This is a genomic window from Mesorhizobium sp. CNPSo 4689, from assembly GCF_057784325.1.
In genome coordinates, this window is sequence record NZ_JBWLUZ010000004.1 from 560,742 (window position 1) to 580,216 (window position 19,475).

Consider the following 19,475-nt stretch of genomic DNA (forward strand, 5'->3'; position numbering starts at 1 on the left):
GTCCCCAGAGGTATAGGCAAATGAAGATCGTTCATGTGCTCACCCGACTGCTTCGGGCAGGTTCCGAAGAGAACACATTGGCCTGTTGTCTCGCCCAGGCGCGGCACGGCCACGAGGTGATGCTGGTTCACGGTGAGGAATACGACCCGAGTTTGCGGGCGTCCGTAGCCGGAGCCCTTCGGATGGTGACCCTGGAACGGCTCCTGAACCCGATTTCACCATCCCGCGACATCTCTGCATTCAGGCAACTCACGCGCCTCATGCGCGATTGGCGGCCTGACATCGTGCATACGCACCAAAGCAAAGCCGGCATCGTCGGCCGCCTTGCTGCCAGGGAAGCCAATATCCCAGGCATCATCCATGGCGTGCACATTCTGCCTTTCGTGCATGTGGGCAGTGCGCAGAGGTTGATGTTCCTGGCTGCCGAGCGCCTGGCGGCGAACTTCACGCGCGCTTTCATCGATGTCAGCCAGGCGATGCGCGACATCTGCATCGCCAATCATTTGGGCAGCCCCGATCAGCACCATGTCGTCCACTCCGGCTTCGACCTGGCGCGCTTCGCCAACGCGCAATGGCCGCAAGAACCGCATCTGCTCCTGGGAACGGCCATCGGTGAGCCAAAGCCGCCCGTGGTCCTGGTGCTGGCCGCACTGGAACCGAGAAAACGCCACGTCGAGTTCATTGAAGCATTCGGGCAAGTGGTCGACCGAATTCCGAACGTGCGGCTGCTCCTCGCTGGCGAGGGACCGGCGCGATCCGCTGTCGAATCGGCGATCCAACGATCCCCGTTCGCAAACAGGGTTCGCATGATCGGCCATCACCGCGAGCCCGAACGGCTGATCAGCCTGGCCGACGTGTGCGTGCTGACGTCGATGCGAGAAGGATTGCCGCGCGTCATGATGCAATACCTGGCGGGCGGCCGGGCCAGCGTGGTCTCGCATCTGCCCGGAGTGGAAGAGGTCGTGAAGCATGGCGTGAACGGCATCGTGACGCCTGCGGAGGACGTAGGCGCCGCGGCGGCGGCGGTCGCCGATCTTCTCGAGAACGAACACTATCGCGCTCGGCTGGCTGATGGCGCGAAGCTCACCGACCTTTCGTCCTGGGGGCTGGAGTCCATGTGCGAAAGGGTCGAGCTGATCTATCAGTCCGTGCTGGAGTCAGTCCTTTCACCCGCCAGGCCGAACGACGTCCGCATTGGCGACGGGCTGGCCAAGCAGACCTTGGGGCTTCACGGATTTTGATGGACCTTCCGCTCCCCGAACGGAGCCAACGAACTGATTCTGACGGCAGGCAGGACAACCGGAGTACGAACGATGCGTTTGCGTGCTGAGCAACAACTTCCATCCAGGCCTTTGCCAGCGAAGAATTGGAGCCGACGACTATTTCCCAGGCTTGAACCTGCGGTCAGCAGCATGCTCGCGATGATTGGTGGCCTCGCCATAGCCTTTGTACTGCTCGCCGCGGATGCGTCCCGCGCGGACGGATATACGTTCGACAGCGGTGACATCCTGCGCGTTTCGGTTATCGGCGAGGCATCCTATCCGCTCGACGTCGTGGTCGATGATCGGGGCTCCATATCGCTTCCCTTGTTGGGTGATGTCCAGGCGCGCGGCCTCACCACCGTTGCCCTCTCGCAGGCCATTCAGCGCGCATTTCAGCAGCAGAAGCTCATCCTCGAGCCCTTCGTGAAAGTGGAGATCGGCCAGTACCGGCCGTTCTTCATTTCCGGAACGGTGGCCCATCCCGGATCGTACCCTTTTCAACCGGGAATAACGGTTCGCCATGCGCTCGCCATCGCAGGCGGCTTTCGGGCTACCACCGTGGGAAACATGGAACCGGCCCTGCAAATAGCCGATCTGCGCAGCGCGCGCGCAAATCTGGCGATTGAAGAATATCGCCTCAAGGTTCGGCTCGCCCGGCTCGAGGCGGAAACTCGACAGGACAAGTCTTTCGTTGCCCCACCGGATCCGCCGGTCGAGTTCGCCGGACATTTGATTGCCGACATCGTCGCGTCCGAACAAGCCCAGTTGGACGCGCGGCTTGCCGCGTATCGGGACGACGTTTCCTATCTCGAGGCCTCGTTGGATCGGGCGAGGAAGGAAGCGAAAATGATTGCCACCTCGCGAAATGAGCGGGAGAAGACCGCGAACCTTCAACTCGAGGAACTGAAGTCTGCCCGGTCGCTGCGGGAAAAAGGCCTGATAACGAATTCGAATGTCATGACGGCCGAAAGAGCCCACACCAGCTATCGCGCGGAACTTGCGCAGACCGAGCTTCAGCAGGAGCAGGTGCGGCAGGCGATACTGAACTCGGAAAGCGAGCTTCGAAAAAAGCATCAAAGTTATGAAATGGAGTTGATCGCGCAGACCCAGGACACGCAGGTCGAGCTTGGAAAGACTCAAAGCCAGATAAGGTACGTCGCCGACAAGCTTCTCTTTATCTTTACCTATGGCGAACAGCGGACCTTCGACGACCTGCAAGGCTCCGTGAAGATTTCGATCTTCAGGCGCGAGCAGAAAATCGCCCACGACCTCGTCGCCGACGAAAATACCGAAGTAAGAGCAGGCGACGTCATCGAGGTCTCCATCGTGGCCAACAAAGGGTTCTACGCACCCGACGCTTTGACCACCGGGCAGTAGCGGCCTCAAATGCGGAACCCTCGGGCCGGAATTGCGTAAAAACAAAGAGTTAGAGCGCATCGGCGATTCTATCGAAGCTGAACCGCTCTAAGTGGGTACGACTTTCATCTCAGGAACTTTGATCGTGGTCTTCGGCGCAGCACTGACAGTCCTGGGGAGCTATCTCCGCCGGGCGATTGCCCCCGTTGAACCGGCACAAAGGCCGCTCGGCCTTCTCCGGCCGCCGGCGCGCCGAAAGACGACGCTACGTCGCGCGCCGCGTCGCCGCCGTCCCACCGTCCGGTCGCGCATTGCCGGTATAGTCCTCCTCCTCGCTCTTGTGCTCGCCGGAATTGGGTTTCTGCCGCGCCTTGTTGATTTCGAGGGACTGACATCGCCGACGCGGCCTTTGGCCGATCGACTGCCTGACTGGGTCCACTTTGCCGATGGGAGCTCACTGGACGCTCTCCCGGTTTGGCTGACGGCCGCAGTTCTGGGGCTACTGGTGGTGGCTGCCTACAAGGCAGGGCGGAAGCGGAGGGGCGCTTTGCCGATCGTGTTGGCGAACACAGGCGCTCAATCCTCTGCCGGGGGCATCCAGCCGGCGCCCGGTTCGGAACTGGCCTGCGCGCTGCGCTCCTGCAAGGGAGCGCTCGCGGGCGTCGCGGTGTTCAGTGGCGTGAGCAATATCCTCATGCTGACCGGTGCGATATTCATGCTGCAAGTCTATGACCGGGTGCTGCCGAGCCGCAGCGTTCCGACCCTGGTAGGGATGGCGATATTGGCAGGCGCCCTGTTTATCGGGCAGGCGGTCATCGACCTCGTGCGCGGCCGCATCATGACCCGGATCGGCGCCGAAGTGGACGAAGCCGTCGGAGGACGCGTGTTCACCGCCGTGTCCAGGCTGCCCTTGTTCCTTGGCCCGCAGGGCGACGGGCTGCAGCCGCAGCGAGATCTCGACAGCATCCGCACATTTCTGTCGAGCCCCGGGCCCAGCGCGCTGTTCGAATTGCCGTGGCTGCCCTTTTATCTGGCAATCATCTGGAGCTTCCATCCGATCCTCGGGATCACGGCCACTTGCGGCGCAATCGTGCTGGTGACCCTGACGGCCGCAACCGAGATCTTCACGCGCAAACCGATGGGCGCCGCGGTTCTGACCGGCGTGCGGCGCAACAGCTGCGCCGAGGCCAGTCGCCGCAACGCAGAGGTGCTTGCGGCAATGGGCATGGGAAAGCGCCTGCATGACCATTGGAGGGAAGCGAGCCGGGAATATCTGGCACAGCAGCAGCGTGTCAGCGACATCGTGGGCGGCTTCGGCAGCTTCGCCCGCGCCTTGCGGCTGATGCTCCAGTCGGCAATGCTGGGTGTGGGCGCCTGGCTGGTCATCGAGGGCGAGGCAACGGCCGGCATCATCATCGCCGGCTCCATCCTTGCCGGCCGTGCGCTTGCCCCTGTCGATCTTGCCATCGCCCATTGGCGGAACTTCGTCGGCGCGCGCCAGAGCTGGCGCAGGCTGAGCAATCTGCTCGCCCGATTGCCCCTGGACGCCCAGCCGATGGCGCTTCCGGTGCCGAGTTCCAATCTGACGGTGGACCGCATCGCGATCGGCGCGCCGGGCACGCAACGGATCATCGTGCAAAGTGTCGAATTCCGCCTGGATGCCGGCTCGGTGCTCGGCATCATCGGACCAAGCGGTTCCGGCAAATCGAGCCTCGTTCGCGGGTTGGTCGGCGCGTGGCGACCGCTGGCGGGTCGTATCAAGCTGGATGGCGCGGCGCTCGATCAGTGGTCGCCGGAGCGACTTGGCCGCTGCATAGGCTATCTGCCGCAGGACGTCGAACTATTCGCGGGAACGGTTGGCGCCAACATCGCACGTTTCGATCCTGGACCGGACGCGGAAGCCATCGTCGCCGCTGCGCGTGCCGCCGGCGTCCATGACCTGATCGTCGGTCTTCCCAACGGTTACGAGACGCAGATCGGAGAGGGCGGCACCGCGCTTTCAGCCGGGCAGCGTCAGCGCATCGCCCTGGCGCGCGCGCTCTACGGCGACCCCTTTCTGGTAGTCCTCGACGAGCCGAACTCCAACCTCGACATGGAAGGCGAAAGGGCACTTGCCGAGGCCATCCTCAGAATCAAGGCACGCCGCGGCATCGTGGCGATCGTTGCGCATCGACCGAACATTCTCACCACGTTGGATTACATGCTCATGATGAAAGAGGGGCAGATGCACATGTTCGGCACGAGAGAGTGCGTTCTGTCCAAGCTCTTTCCTATGCCGCAGGTCAATGGCGAGGGCCTGCAGCCGGTTTCAAGCTCGCCGCAACTACCGAATTGAAAACGTCCGGATACAGGAAACGGGCAATGAGGGCAGCCATGTTGAGCCGATTGCCTTCCAACCGGCGATCCATTCGCCACAATCTGCTGGGCGGGACGACCGTCGTTGCGCTGCTCGTCGGCGTGATGGGAGTCTGGGCCGGGACAGTGAACATTTCGGGCGCGATCATTTCGCGCGGCGCGGTGATCGTCGACGGCAGCGAAAAGAAGGTGCAGCACCCGACAGGCGGTGTTGTCGGCAAGATCTTCGTGCGCGATGGCGACCGTGTGCGGGCCGGCGATATTCTGGTGCAGCTTAGCGACACCATCCCGCGTGCCAGCCTGGCCTACGTGACAAAGAACCTGGACGAGCTTTACGCGCGAAAGTCCCGGCTCGAGGCGGAACGTGACGGCAGTAAACGGATGACGCTCGCTCCGATCCTTGTCTCACGAATGAACGATCCTGAGATTGCGGCCACGGTGGCCAGCGAACAACGACTGTTCGAACTTCGCCGGGTCGAGCTGTCCGGCAACAAGGCACGCATGCGCGAACGCATCGAGCAGCTTCGCAAACAGATCGAAGGCTATTCGGCCCAGGCGTCGGCAAAGGCCAAGGAGATCGCGCTTATCAGCGACGAACTCGTCGACATCCGCAGCCTTGTGGAAATGAAGCTCATCCTCAAATCGAAGCTGACCGAATATGAACGCGAGGCGACACGCATCGAGGGTGAGCGGGCGCAGCTTGTGTCGAGCGTAGCGCAGGCAAGGGGGGCCATCGCCGAAGTCGAGCTTCAGATCCTGCAGCTGGACAAGCAGTTCTCCAGCGAAACCGGAAGCGAACTGCGCGAAGTCGAGGCCAAGATCGCCGAATTCGAGGAACGCAAAGTCACCGCGGAGGACCAACTTTCGCGCATCGATATTCGCGCTCCCGTCAGCGGCATTGTCCATCAATCGACGATCCACACCGTGGGCGGCGTGATCGGCGCGGGGGAGCCGATCATGCTGGTCGTACCCGACACCGACACCCTCACGGTCGAGGTGAAGGCCGCCCCGCAGGACATCGACCAGCTCTTGATCGGACAGCGTGCGCAACTCCGCTTCACTGCCTTTAATGTGCGCACAACGCCCGAAACGGAAGGTGTGGTGACGATGATCGCAGCGGATGTAACGCGCGACCAGCACACCAATGAAACCTACTACGCAGTACGCATCACGCCCGACCCGAAGGATATGAAGAAGCTCGGCCCTGTCTCGCTCATTCCTGGCATGCCGGTGGAAGCGTTCATAAGGACCGGCGACCGCAAGGTGATCTCCTACCTGATGAAGCCTTTGACCGACCAGATGACGCGTGCGTTCAGGGACCAATGACGTTCGGGGTCGAGCAATCCTGGTTCATTTGCATTGAACGGGTGACTTGTCATGACGGCAACAGAGCTGAAACCTCCGATTTTTCTGATCGGCAACTATCGGTCGGGCACCACGATTGCGCAGAAGCTGATCGGGCTGCATCCGGACATTGTCACCTGGTACGAGCCAAGGACACTATGGCTCTATGCCGATCCGGCGCGGCGCCATGACGAATTCGTCAAGAGTGACGCCACGAAAAAGGTCGTTCGTTACATTCGCGATCGGTTCCTCGAGTACCAGTCGCGTAACGGCGGCCGGCAGGTCATGGAAAATACGCCTTCCAATGTCCTGCGCGTGCCGCTTGTCCACGAGATTTTTCCGGAAGCTATATTTCTATATATTACGAGGAACCCCTTCTCATGCATAAGCTCTATGGAGCTTAAGTGGCAGAAACCAAAGACTTTAAAGGGGCTGCGAAGGACGCTTGCGGTTACTCCGGTGACACATCTTCATTATTACGCAAAAGATTTCATAAAGCAGCTCATCGCCAAGAAGATCTTTAGGAGAAAATACACGCCGATCTATGGGCCCCGCTACAAGGGAATCGATCGGGATTTGCAGGAACAGGAAAAATTGACGGTGATCGCGCGCCAGTGGGCGCGCGGCAACCAAAAGGCCCGGGAAGATCTCGCCAGATTGGGGAACGGCCGCGTGTTGTCGTTTCGCTATGAGGATCTGATGCAGGATCCCGAGCCGGTGTTGCGGCGCATCTATCAGCATTGCGGGCTGGACTGCACCGACGAGATCGTTCGCACGGCCAAGGAGATGATCGATCCCGGCCGACAGCAGAAGTGGCTCCGCCTCGACCGCAAGGAACTGGCGGCGATAATACCGGAGATCCGGGACGAAATGCAGTACTACCGCTACGACATCCCGCAGCCCCTTCAGTAACATGGCACGCCGGGCGGCGGACCGCACCGAGGCCGAACCGCCTCATACGGCGCACCGGTATCCGCCGTTCGGATATCTGTCCTCTGTGAGCGCATCCTGGAAAGATGCAATGGCCGCCCGCCTGGGTTGGCTTGGTGAGTGGAGAGAAGCGTGAGCGATATCCGGCGCGGGCTGGCAAAACACAGTGTCGTGGGCATGTTCTGGACGGCCCTTTCCATGGGCGCGCTTGCGGTCGCGGAGCTTGTCGCCCTCCTCGTCCTGGCCCGGTTGCTCTCGCCCAAGGAGTTCGGCCTTTACTCCGCGGCTCTGATCGTCATCAAGTTTTCAGCCATCTTCCAGGGGCTTGGCATTACCCCCGCGATCGTGCAGCGCCCTGTGCTGGAGGATCGGCATCTTCGGGTCGGGTTCACCTTGTCGTGCCTCCTTGGGCTGGCTGTGTCCGCGCTGGTCTGGGCGATGGCACCCGCCATTGCCGGCCTCCTTCGGCTTGCCGAACTGGCTCCGGTCGTGCGTGCGGTCTGCTTCGTGTTCCTTTTCCAAGGGGTTTCCATGGTGGCACTGGCCTCGGCCCAGCGCGCGCTGCGGTTCCGTTGGCTGGCACTCATCGACGCCTGCGCCTTTGCGGTGGGCTACGTCGTTGCCGGGCCGGTTCTGGCTTGGCTCGGCTTCGGCATCTGGGCGCTTGTAGCGGCCGTGCTGATCCAGCAATTCACACGCATGATGGTGCTGCTCATAGGCCAGCCGCACCCGATGCGGCCTTTGCTGGAACGGCGCGCCATCGCCGAACTGCTCTATTTCGGAAGCGGCTTCACCATTGCCCGGATATTCAACTACCTCGCCACCCAGGCTGACAAGCTTGTCGTGGGCCGCTGGCTCGGCGCCGATGCGCTCGGCCTGTACGGTCTGTCGTCGCAGCTCATGACGACGCCTGCGGTCATCGTCGGTCAGGTTCTCGATCGCGTGCTGTTCCCGACCATGGCACTGGTCCAGGAGCAGCCCGCGCGGCTTGCTCGCGCCTATCGCAGCGCAGTCGCGGGTTGCGCACTGCTCGTCCTGCCGGCCAGCGTGGTCGTGGCGATCGTCGCGCCCGAACTGGTCGCGGTCATTCTCGGACGGGGATGGGAGGGCGTTGTCGGCCCACTGCAGATCCTCGCATTCGGCATGTTGTTCCGCACGAGCTACAAGCTCAGCGATTCCGTTTCTCGGGCAACCGGCACGGTCTACGCCCGGGCCTGGCGCCAGGCTGTTTTCACCATCGGCGTCTTTGTCGGGTCCATCATAGGGCAATTCTGGGGCATAGAGGGGGTGGCGATCGGCGTCGGCGCCGCTTTCGGGGTCAACTTCATCCTCATGGCACAGTTGAGCCTCCGCGTGACCGGGATGCGGTGGTCGGAATTTGCCATGGCGCACCTGCCCGGCCTTGCGCTCGCAGGCGTGCTCGGAACAGGCATCTGGGCATTCGTGGAATGGTTGCGCGAACTCCAACTGCCTGCGCTTGCCCTGCTCATCGATACGGCATTGCTGGCGGCGGCTGGGGGCTTGCTGCTGTGCTGGATCCTGCCGTCGCTGTTCCTTGGACAGGACGGGCGGTCCCTGCTGCGCTTGCTCGCGTCCGTAGCGCCCTCTTGGCGTCCGCTCCGCCGCCCGGGATGAAAAAGAAAACAGACTGATAACGGCGGGACCCGACTTGTAGCTGACCGCCCTGCCATGGATTGCAGCCATGGCTTTCATGGGCACCTCACCGTCGCTGTGGCGATGAAAACAGTGCATCCACGCTCGATCACGGGGGTTGGTACTGGCCATACTCCCTCTTGAACACGCCCCAAGGCCGAGAAGGCAGGGGAAAGGAGATCTGACATGGCAATCATCGAGACAAGGGTGGCGGCCGCAGGCGATGATGTCGAGCAGAAGGCCTCTGGCTCGATCTCAACCAACGTCACCGACCTGGAGCTGGGCTATGACGGCAACACCAGCCAGACGGTCGGCATCCGCTTCACCGGCATCGACATTCCCCAGGGCGCCATCATCACCAGCGCCTACATCCAGTTCCAGACCAACGAGGCGAAGACCGGTGCGACCTCGCTGCTGATCAAAGGGGAAGATGCGGACGACGCCAGCGCCTTCACCAGTGTCAAGTTCAACGTGTCTTCACGCGCGACGACGGACGCGTCCGCGGCCTGGGCGCCCGACCCGTGGACCACGGTGGGCGACCACGGCCTTGCCGAGCGCACGCCTGACCTCACGGCAATTGTCCAGGAGATCGTCAGCCGCTCCGGCTGGGTGGCGCTTAACGACATGGCATTCCTGATCACCGGCACCGGCACGCGCACCGCCGATTCCTACGAATACAATCCGGCCAGCGCGCCGCTGCTGCACATCGAGTACATCCTGCCCAGCGCTCCGGTGGCCTTCAACACGCCGGCCGACGCCGATCCGGTTGCCAACCAGATCACCGAGCTGGCCGCGGCGGGCGCCCCCATCGGGATCACCGCCTCGGCCACCGATCCCGACGCCGGCTCGACCGTCACCTACAGCCTCAACGATGCGCGCTTCGCAATCGACGCCGACACTGGCGTCATTACCCGCTCGGCCAACGGGACGCTCGACTTCGAGACCCAGCCTTCGATCAACCTGACGGTGACGGCGACCTCGTCGGACGGCAGCACCGCCAACCAAAGCTTCACCCTCGCCGTCCTCGACAATCCGGAGCCGGTCGCCTTCAACGCCCAACCGGATACCGACACCGCCCTCAACCGGATCGCCCAGAACGCTGCCGCCGGCACGGCGATCGGGGTCACAGCCTCGGCAACTGACCCCGACGCCAGCTCTACGGTCACCTACAGCATCGATGACGCGCGCTTTGCCATCGACCCGCAGACCGGCGTCATCACGCGCTCGGGCACCGGCACGCTCGATGCAACAACTGAGCCGTCAGTCAACTTCAACGTAACCGCAACCTCCTCCGACGGCAGCACGGATACCCACGCCTTCAGCGTTGGCGTCACCGGGACCACGCCTGTGATCATCGAGACAAGGGTGGCGGCCGCCGGCGACGATGTCGAGCAGAAGGCCTCCGGCGCGATCTCGACCAACGTCACCGACCTGGAGTTGGGCTATGACGGCACAACCAGCCAGACAGTCGGCCTCCGCTTTACCGGCATCGACATTCCGCAGGGCGCCATCATCACCAGCGCCTACATCCAGTTCCAGACCAACGAGGTAAAGACCGGCACAACCTCGCTGCTGATCAAAGGCGAAGATGCGGACGACGCCAGCGCCTTCACCAGCGTCAAGTTCAACGTGTCCTCGCGCGCGACGACGGACGCGTCCGCGGCCTGGGCGCCCGACCCGTGGACCACGGTCGGCGACCACGGCCTTACCGAGCGCACCCCGGACCTCACGGCGATCGTCCAGGAGATCGTCAATCGCTCGGGCTGGGCGGCGCTCAACGACATGGCATTCCTGATCACCGGCACCGGCACGCGCACGGCCGATTCCTACGAGTACTCACCGAGTAGCGCGCCGCTGCTGCACATCGAGTATATCCTGCCCGGCCCAGTCAGCGCTCCCGTGGCCTTCGACACGCCGCCCGACGCGGACGCTACCGCCAACCAGATCACCGAGCTTGCGGCGGCCGGCGCTCCCATCGGGATCACCGCCTCGGCCACCGATCCCGACGCCGGCTCGACCGTCACCTACAGTCTCAACGATGAGCGCTTCGCCATCGACGCCAGCAGCGGTGTCGTCACCCGCTCCGCCAACGGCACGCTCGACTTCGAGACCCAGTCGTCGATCAACCTGACGGTGGCGGCGACCTCCTCCGACGGAAGCACCACCAGCCATAGCTTCACCGTCGCCGTCCTCGACAGTCCGGAGCCGGTCGCCTTCAACGCCTCTCGGGACGCCGACACCGCCGTCAACCAGATTTCCCAGAACGCCGCCGCCGGAACAACGATCGGGATCACCGCCTCGGCCACGGATCCCGACGCCAACTCGACGGTCACATACAGCATCGATGACGCGCGCTTTGCCATCAACGCCAGCACCGGCGTCATCACGCGCTCTGGTTCAGGGACGCTCAATGCCCAGTCCGAGCCGTTAGTCAGCTTCAACGTAACCGCGACCTCCTCCGACGGCAGCACCGATACACACGCCTTCGCTGTCGACGTCACCGGCGGTAGCCAGCTGCCTACATCAGTGACTTTGGCACACACAATCCTGACTTCGCAGTGGTCGCCGCCGAGCCCCGACCCTACGGATATTGTCTACATCTCCCACCTCGGCACGCTGCTGGTTGCCGATAGTGAAGTTGACGAGATGTCCATCTTTACCGGCAAGAATCTTTATCAGATGAGCCTGAGCGGCTCCCTGGTGGGCACGCTCACCACCATCAATTTCTCCGATGAGCCGTCCGGGGTCGCCTACAATCCCGTTAACCGGCATCTCTTCTTCACGGACGACACCGGCACCAGGAGCGTATACGAGCTCAACCCTGGGCAGGACGGACTTTACAACACGTCCGATGACATCGTGACCTCGTTCAAGACGTCCGCATTCGGCAGCACGGATCCGGAGGGGATCGCCTATGACACCAATCGTGGGGTCCTGTATGTCGCGGATGGCACAAATCAGAGGATCTACACGGTCGCCCCGGGTGCGAACGGCATATTCGACGGTGTCGCAAGCACAGGCGGCGACGACATCGTGACGAGTTTTTCTGCGCAGTCGCTGGGAACCCCATCCGACGAGAGCATCGCGTATGACCCGGTCCATGACATCCTTTATATCATTCAGTCACGTGACTCGGTGGCAATGGTAACACCCACAGGGCAATTGCTGGGCACGCTCGATATCTCTGCCGCCGACGCGCACAAGCCGGCGGGACTGGCCCTGGCGCCGAGCAGCGACGATTCGAGCCAGACGAGCCTGTACATCGTCGATCGAGGCACGGACAACGACTCGAATCCGAATGAGAACGATGGCAAGATGTATGAGTTCTCATTCGATCATTGGATGCTCGTCTGATCCGTAGCAAGCGATGTTCCAGGCGCGGGCGCGCGCCTCGCTCAGCCGGAAGGGATGAACCCTCGGATACAAACCAGTGCCGAGGCTAATTCCCTCCATTGACCCAGATACCGCCCCAGACACCGTGATAGGCTGGACCATGTTCGGCCTGCCGCGCCCCCGCGAGTGATCCAGGCAAGTGCTCGCCTGACGTCCTGACTTTGTTTTCTGCGGCGACGCCCTGCCAGCGCGATTGAGCGCAGACAGTCCGGCGAACCATCGCCACCAGTAATGCGGCCCCTCCATTTTGACCGTCGACGCCGTCGATCGCGACTGAGCGGAGCAGGCTGCTATGTCCACCTCCGGCCCTGCCGAGGCCTAGGTTTGAAAAACAGCGGCAAAGGAGATCTGATATGTCTAAACTGCATCGGATTCCGGAGAGCGGCAACGCTCCGGGACCGGTCGTGCTCGACTCCACGGCCTTCCTGAACAGTCTTTCCCCGATCCTCGAATCCCTCGACGATAGCAGCCTCGCTGGTGAGGCCGGCGAGCCCGATTACAGTCAAAGCGCGGATCAGGCCGCGAGCAAGATCGACAGCCTCATCTCCACGCTCGAGATCCCTGCGACCTGGGCGCTCGATGGCGGACTGAAACTCCCCGGCCTCGCCGAAGCGGCCGCCAGGATTGGCATTCATCTCGACGGCACCTTCCTGGACGACGTGGCGGCGAATGCCGGCTCCTGGCATTCCGCGGTGCGCTTCGGGAATGGCGGCATCACCTCGCCCGCTGCCGCATCCGACCGAGTGGCCGACACGATCGCCACGCCGACGGCGGCCACGGTCACCAGCAGCCTCCTCGTCGCCAGTGCGGTCAACCTGACCTTCGAGACAAGGGTTGCAGCCGCCGGCGACGATGTCGAGCAGAAGGCTTCCGGCTCGATATCGAGCAACGTCACCGACCTGGAACTGGGGCTTGATGGCACCACCAGCCAGACGGTCGGCCTGCGCTTCACCGGCATCGACATTCCCAAGGGTGCCATCATCACCAGCGCCTACATCCAGTTCCAGGCCAATGAGGTGAAGACCGGCGCGACGTCGTTGCTGGTCAAAGGCGAAGACAGTGACGACTCCAGTCCCTTCACCGCTGTCAGCTTCAACGTATCCTCGCGCGCGACCACAGACGCATCCTCGGCCTGGACACCGGCCGCCTGGACCACGGAGGGCGCCCACGGCCTTGCCGAGCGCACGCCGGACCTCACGGCGATCGTCCAGGAGATCGTCAACCGCTCCGGCTGGGCGGCGCTCAACGACATGGCATTCCTGATCACCGGCACCGGCACGCGCACAGCCGACTCCTACGAGTACTCGCCGACCGGCGCGCCGCTGCTGCACATCGAGTATCAGCTGCCCAGCCCTCCCGTGGCCTTCAACACGCCGGCCGACGCCGATCCCGTCGCCAACCAGATCGCCGAGCTTGCCGCAGCGGGTGCGCCCATCGGGATCACCGCCTCGGCCGCCGATCCCGACGCCGGCTCGACCGTCACCTACAGTCTCAACGATACGCGCTTCGCAATCGACGCCGGCGCCGGCGTGATCACGCGCTCGGCCAACGGCACCCTCGACTTCGAGACCCAGCCGTCGATCAACCTGACGGTGACGGCAACCTCCTCAGACGGCAGCACCGCCAACCAAAGCTTCACCGTCGCCGTCCTGAACAACCCGGAGCCGGTTGCCTTCAACGCCCAACCGGACGCCGACACCGCGATCAACCGGATCGCCCAGAACGCCGCGGCGGGCACAGCAATCGGGATCACCGCCTCGGCCAAGGATTCCGATGCCGGCTCGACGGTCACCTACAGCATCGATGATGCGCGCTTTGCCATCAACGCCAGCACCGGCGTCATCACGCGCTCAAACACCGGCACGCTCAACGCCCAGTCCGAGCCGTCGGTCAACCTCACCGTCACAGCCACTTCATCCGACGGCAGCACGGATACCCACGCCTTCAGCGTTGGCGTCACCGGGACCACGCCTGTGATCATCGAGACAAGGGTGGCGGCCGCCGGCGATGATGTGGAGCAGAAGGCTTCCGGCTCGATAGCGAGCAACGTCACCGACCTGGAACTGGTCGTTGACGGCACCACCAACCAGACGGTCGGCCTCCGCTTCACCGGCATCGACATCCCCCAGGGCGCCATCATCACCAGCGCCTACATCCAGTTCCAGGCCAATGAGGTGAAGACCGGCGCGACGTCGCTGCTGGTCAAAGGCGAAGATACCGACGACTCCAGTCCCTTCACCACTGTCAGCTTCAATGTGTCCTCGCGTGCCAAAACGGACGCGTCCACGGCCTGGGCGCCGGTCTCCTGGACCACAGAGGGCGCCCACGGCCTTGCCGAGCGCACGCCGGATCTCTCGGCGGTCGTCCAGGAGATCGTCAATCGCTCGGGCTGGGCGGCGCTCAACGACATGGCATTCCTGATCACCGGCACCGGCACGCGCACAGCCGATTCCTACGAGTTTTCGCCGGCTAGCGCGCCGCTGCTGCACATCGAGTATCTCATGCCCGGTCCTGTCAGCCCTCCGGTGGCCTTCAACACGCCGCCCGACGCCGACCCCACGGCCAATCAGTTCGCCGAGCTTGCCGCGGCGGGCGCCCCCATCGGCATCACCGCCTCGGCCACCGATCCCGACACCGGGTCGACCGTCACCTACAGCCTCAACGACTCGCGCTTCGCCATCGACGCCAGCAGCGGCATCATCACGCGCTCGGCCAACGGCACCCTCGACTTCGAGACCCAGCCGTCGATCAACCTGACGGTGACGGCAAGCTCGTCGGACGGCAGCCTGGCCAACCACACCTTCACTCTCGCCGTCCTCGACAACCCGGAGCCGGTCGCCTTCAACACCCCGCCCGACTCCAACACCGCCGTCAACCGGATTGCCCAGAACGACGCCGCGGGCACGACGATCGGGATCACCGCCTCGGCCAAGGATCCCGATGCCGGCTCGGCCGTCACCTACAGCATCGATGATGCACGTTTTGCCATCAACCCCAGCACCGGCGTCATCACGCGCTCCAACACCGGCACGCTCAATGCGACAACTGAGCCGTCAATCAACCTCCACGTCTCCGCAACCTCGTCTGACGGAAGCACCGCCACACAAGATTATACTGTCGGCGTCGTTCCGACGGCGGGGCCGCAGACATTATACCGGTTCGCGATCTTTGGTGATTTTGGCGATACCGATCTCGCCGGTGAGAAGGCGGTGTCGGCGATGGTCCATGCCTGGAACGTCGATTTCATTCTCACAGTAGGCGACAACGTATATGCACCGCAGTCCCTCGATGCCGCCGTCGGCCAGCAGTACCATGACTACATAGGCAATTACCAAGGCGCATACGGCAGCGGCAGCACCATCAACCGTTTCTTTCCCACGCTAGGCAATCACGAATATGGCGATGGCAACGTTGCCGCCTACCTGGACTACTTTACGCTGCCCGACAATGAGAGGTACTACGACTTCCAGATCGGGCCGGTGCATTTCTTCGCTCTCACCAGCAACAAGGAGGACCCGGATGGCCGCAGTTCCACTTCAGTGCAGGGCCAGTGGGCGCAATCCCTTCTCGCGAGTTCCGACGCGAGCTTCAACCTGGCGTACTTCCACCACACGCCATACAATCCGAGCGGCACCACCGCCACCATGCAATGGCCCTTCGAGCAATGGGGCGTGAGCGCGGTCTTTGCCGGCCATCAGCACAATTACTACCGGGAGAATCGAGACGACAATGGCGACGGCGTATTTCTTCCATACACGACTACCGGTCTTGGCGGAGCTGGTCGTAGCGTTCCCAACGTCGGTGCCAATCTGGTTACGGTCACCGACGCAGGCATGCTGATCGAGTTCTACAAGGTCAGCAGCTTCAACGGGACAACGGCAACCAGCGTGCTCACCGATTCCTACTTTGTCCCGACGCCTGCAGGGCGTACGCCGACAATCGTCGACGGGGGTTACGTCCTGAACGGCACCGCCGGCGCGGATTATCTATGGGGTCTGGGCGGGAACGACAAGCTGATCGGCGGGCGCGGCAACGACATGCTGGTAGCCGGCAATCAGAACAATCTGTTCGTCTTCGCTGTCGGCGATGGGCAGGACACCATCGCGAACTTCGTGGCTGGTGCCGGCACCGGCGACGTCCTCGATCTCAGAGCCTTTGGCATCACCAACACCAGCCAGTTCCAGCAGGTGGCCACCAACCAGGGCGCGAATGTCGTGGCGTCCCTGAGCGGCGGGGATCAGATCACGCTGCTTGGCGTCCAAGAGGAACAATTCCACAACGACAACTTCCTGAGCAGTGTGCTTCTCGCATAGGCGCCGCCCGACGGAAATGCGCCCGAGCGACTGAATGTCCGAAGATCCGCGGTGTGCGCGGCTGGTGCCCCATCCCGATCAGGTCGGGATGGGGCTCTTTTCTTTTTGACGTAATGCAAGTGCGGGCCTGGTCTCTGCCGACAAAGAAAAGCCCGGACCGCTCGCGGCACTCTGGTGTCCGGCGAGCGGTCCGGGCTGTTAAATGAAAGACCCGAGCAATTCCAGGAAAAGTGCGTGGCAGTTTCCGTCCGAAATTGCGTCAAAACAAATAGATAGAGCGGTTCTGCGGTTCCGTGAAACGATGAACCGCTCTAATGCCTTACCTCGAAATCCCTATTTTCCGTGACCATGACCACGACGGTTGAAGAGCTTGCGGAGCTGGCCCGGAGGGCCGAGGTGAACGTGGTTCTTGTCCCCCCAGCCATGACCCGGGCGTGATCCACCCGATTTGGCAATCGCTTTGGAGTTCAAGCTTGTGCCGAGCAAAAGTGTTATGGCCGGCGGCGTCACCGCAGCAAAACGCCCTGCCTTCTTGAGAAAGTCTCGGCGCGCTTGAGCTTCTGAGACCAGGCTCTCCTGCGTCCGTTCCGATTGCCCTTTACTTTCGGGTGCCATGTCATAACCCCGTATTTTGACGAATTTACTTTAGGAATTCCAGAATAGAGGCACAAGCTCTCCAAAAGGCTTAGATTTTCGTGCGCGCCTCCAAGAGCGTGCGAGCGATGCGGCGCGCGAGATCGAACGGACCAAGTCGCGCCAGACCGTCGGCACGCGAAAGCCGCCATGCGCCCCACGCCAGATTGCCGGCCAGGCGCAAGGGCGCGCCAATGATGGGGTGTGTCGCCGTGAAGATGCGCCTCCAGTGCTGAAAACGGACCATCGGGCGCTGCGCACACTTTGCCGGAATCCCGGTCCCGAAGAAATGGTGCAAGGCCAGGAGCTGAGTATCGAGCGCATTGCGGGCGCTTTGATCCGACACCGATGCCTGCAGTGCCGTCCAATCCACGTGATCGCTTTCCGCCAATCGTGCCAGATCGTGAAGGTGCCTGAGATCAATCCGTCCGCGCCAGTAGTCCCCCTCCTTGAGAAGATCGTGCACGATCCAGTGCAAGGCCCGCGACTGCGCGGGAGGAATTTCCACCCGAAGACCGTCTCGCTGGACGGGCTTGGGGCGTTCAAGGTGGTTTGGTCGGCTCGGCCGAAGCTCCAGCATTCCAGCATCTTGCTGGCGGGTCGCGCCTCGATCGCCCGGAACTTGGACATATCCTAGCTCTTCAAGGCAGGCTTGCGCGGCTGCCTCTTCGGCCGGCGCCACAGCCAGATCGAGATCACTGGTCATCCTGCTGGGAACCTGTCCTGCCGGGGATAGAAACAGGGGAACCGCTCCCTTGAGCAGGACCGGAACGATGTCACGGCGGTTGAGGGCAGCAACGGCTTCACTCAGTTGGGTTCGCAGGCGCAGGTTCCGTTCCCGATTGCAGTCGTGAACAAACTCCAGGTATTCGCGCACCTCCTGCGGCAGCCGGTGGATCTGGCCGGCACGGGCGAGGGACGAGAACAAGTCGGGTGTGAGCAGAGTGTGATTTGCCAGCGCAATCACTGCCTGCCAGTCGGCCTTGTCGGCCGGACAACCGCGAAGCCCGGCGATCAATGCCTCAAGTGCGTTGCCCCTGCGCATCATCATCGGCAGGCTTTCGTGATCAGCTCGACTGCATCATCGAGCCTCGAATAGGTCAGGCAATAGGTCTGCGCCGATCCGATGATCTGGGTCAGCACGTCGAACGCCGTGCCGCTCAAATCCCCGCCGGGCGAAAAGGCGCCGTTGAGCAAGCCACGCAATGCGCTGGCTGGGTCGATCGGCGCGAGGCAAGCCTTCGAGTCGCGGCCTCGCCGGAGCAGCACCACGCAGCCGATGGGTAGAGGAGAAGCCGGTGCCGGGACGAACTCCCTGGGTACGGCAAAGCGCACACGTCTGCGGTCCGGACGGCGAAAGACTGGAGCAGCGCCGAGATCGGGGCAGTATTCGGCCAGGAGGGGCCAAGCTCCGGCCTTGACCGCGGGAGCAAACGGGAGACCCACGCCATGGCCCTTTGAGTCAAGCAGCGTCACATCGTCAGCGGCGAAGCCGAACCCCGAGTGGACCAAGGCCATGGTCAGCGTTGTCTTGCCCGCGCCCGGATTGCCACAAAGAAGCACGATACGTTCATTTCGGAGAAGCGCAGCCGCATGGACAGCAAGTTCATAGGCGCCGTGATCGAGAACCTCGGTCAGCAGCTGCCCTTTCAGCATAACGGGAAGTTCGTCGGGCGAGCAGGACAGGATCCAGTCGCGATCCCGAAACAGGTGAATCCGCCCCTCGCACTCGACGACCCGGAGCAGAACGTCGGCAGCCTCTCTTTCAACCTCGAGATGGCGAAATGCGGTGATCGCGGGGAAGGCGCGGGCTGCCGGATAGACGATGCGTACATAAAGACCCGCAACGCCGACCACCTGGCTTATATGCTCGCGGGCCGATGGTGGAGACAATGGCGCACAGGGCCGTATCAAGTCCAGCCGCTGCCAATCCTCGAGCGCCGCCTCGACATGCCTGTCTGCCTCACGCCTGTCGACGCCGCTCCGCGCAATCTCGAACGCGATGGCGTGCGGTGGCATGCCTTCTTCCAGAGAGCGCCAGATGTCGGCAGCCGTATCGTTGACGGCGAAAATGGCCTGCCGGCAGGAGCTGAACAGAATGTTTTGCCCACGGATGCGCGTCAGGCGCCCCTGGATCACGAACGCGGCCGCGCTGTAATCGGTGGCGCCTGACGCCACGGTTCTGTCAACCGCCTGGTGCTGATTCATCGGGTGGTCGTCCTCCAGTCAACCAATG

General features: G+C 62.7%; 10 protein-coding genes. 8 read left to right on the forward strand and 2 right to left on the reverse strand.

Annotated elements, in window-relative coordinates; all coding sequences use genetic code 11:
* The first annotated feature begins 20 nt into the window (after positions 1 to 20).
* From AC04SI_RS10345 to AC04SI_RS10380, 8 genes are all read left to right on the forward strand, one after another.
* A complete protein-coding gene (locus AC04SI_RS10345) occupies positions 21 to 1,241 on the forward strand; it encodes a glycosyltransferase (RefSeq protein WP_488474172.1) in 1,221 nt (406 codons plus the stop codon).
* A 171-nt stretch (positions 1,242 to 1,412) separates the two neighbouring features.
* Entirely contained in the window at positions 1,413 to 2,639 is a 1,227-nt protein-coding gene (locus AC04SI_RS10350) for a polysaccharide biosynthesis/export family protein (RefSeq protein WP_404278311.1), read from the forward strand.
* A gap of 532 nt (positions 2,640 to 3,171) precedes the next feature.
* Entirely contained in the window at positions 3,172 to 4,953 is a 1,782-nt protein-coding gene (locus AC04SI_RS10355) for a type I secretion system permease/ATPase (RefSeq protein ID WP_488474190.1), read from the forward strand.
* Between the two features lie 26 nt (positions 4,954 to 4,979).
* A complete protein-coding gene (locus tag AC04SI_RS10360; protein ID WP_488474191.1) occupies positions 4,980 to 6,299 on the forward strand; it encodes an HlyD family type I secretion periplasmic adaptor subunit in 1,320 nt (439 codons plus the stop codon).
* A gap of 51 nt (positions 6,300 to 6,350) precedes the next feature.
* Positions 6,351 to 7,229 (forward strand): sulfotransferase family protein, encoded by an 879-nt coding sequence (locus tag AC04SI_RS10365; RefSeq protein ID WP_404278313.1) that lies wholly within the window; start codon positions 6,351 to 6,353, stop codon positions 7,227 to 7,229.
* A gap of 150 nt (positions 7,230 to 7,379) precedes the next feature.
* Positions 7,380 to 8,882, forward strand: coding sequence for a lipopolysaccharide biosynthesis protein (locus tag AC04SI_RS10370; protein WP_404278315.1), 1,503 nt, complete (start codon positions 7,380 to 7,382; stop codon positions 8,880 to 8,882).
* Positions 8,883 to 9,086: 204 nt separating this feature from the next.
* Positions 9,087 to 12,254: a putative Ig domain-containing protein gene (locus tag AC04SI_RS10375; protein ID WP_488474173.1), complete on the forward strand. Its 3,168-nt coding sequence runs from the start codon at positions 9,087 to 9,089 to the stop codon at positions 12,252 to 12,254.
* A gap of 392 nt (positions 12,255 to 12,646) precedes the next feature.
* The gene (locus AC04SI_RS10380; protein WP_488474174.1) at positions 12,647 to 16,606 is read left to right on the forward strand and encodes a metallophosphoesterase; all 3,960 of its coding nucleotides are present in this window, start codon (positions 12,647 to 12,649) and stop codon (positions 16,604 to 16,606) included.
* Positions 16,607 to 17,291: 685 nt separating this feature from the next.
* Here the strand turns inward: AC04SI_RS10380 and AC04SI_RS10385 are convergent.
* Positions 17,292 to 18,290: a nucleotidyltransferase family protein gene (locus tag AC04SI_RS10385; protein WP_404278336.1), complete on the reverse strand. Its 999-nt coding sequence runs from the start codon at positions 18,288 to 18,290 to the stop codon at positions 17,292 to 17,294.
* Positions 18,287 to 19,447: a PqqD family peptide modification chaperone gene (locus AC04SI_RS10390; protein ID WP_488474175.1), complete on the reverse strand. Its 1,161-nt coding sequence runs from the start codon at positions 19,445 to 19,447 to the stop codon at positions 18,287 to 18,289. Before AC04SI_RS10390 ends, AC04SI_RS10385 begins: the two co-directional genes overlap by 4 nt.
* Between the last annotated feature and the right edge of the window lie 28 nt (positions 19,448 to 19,475).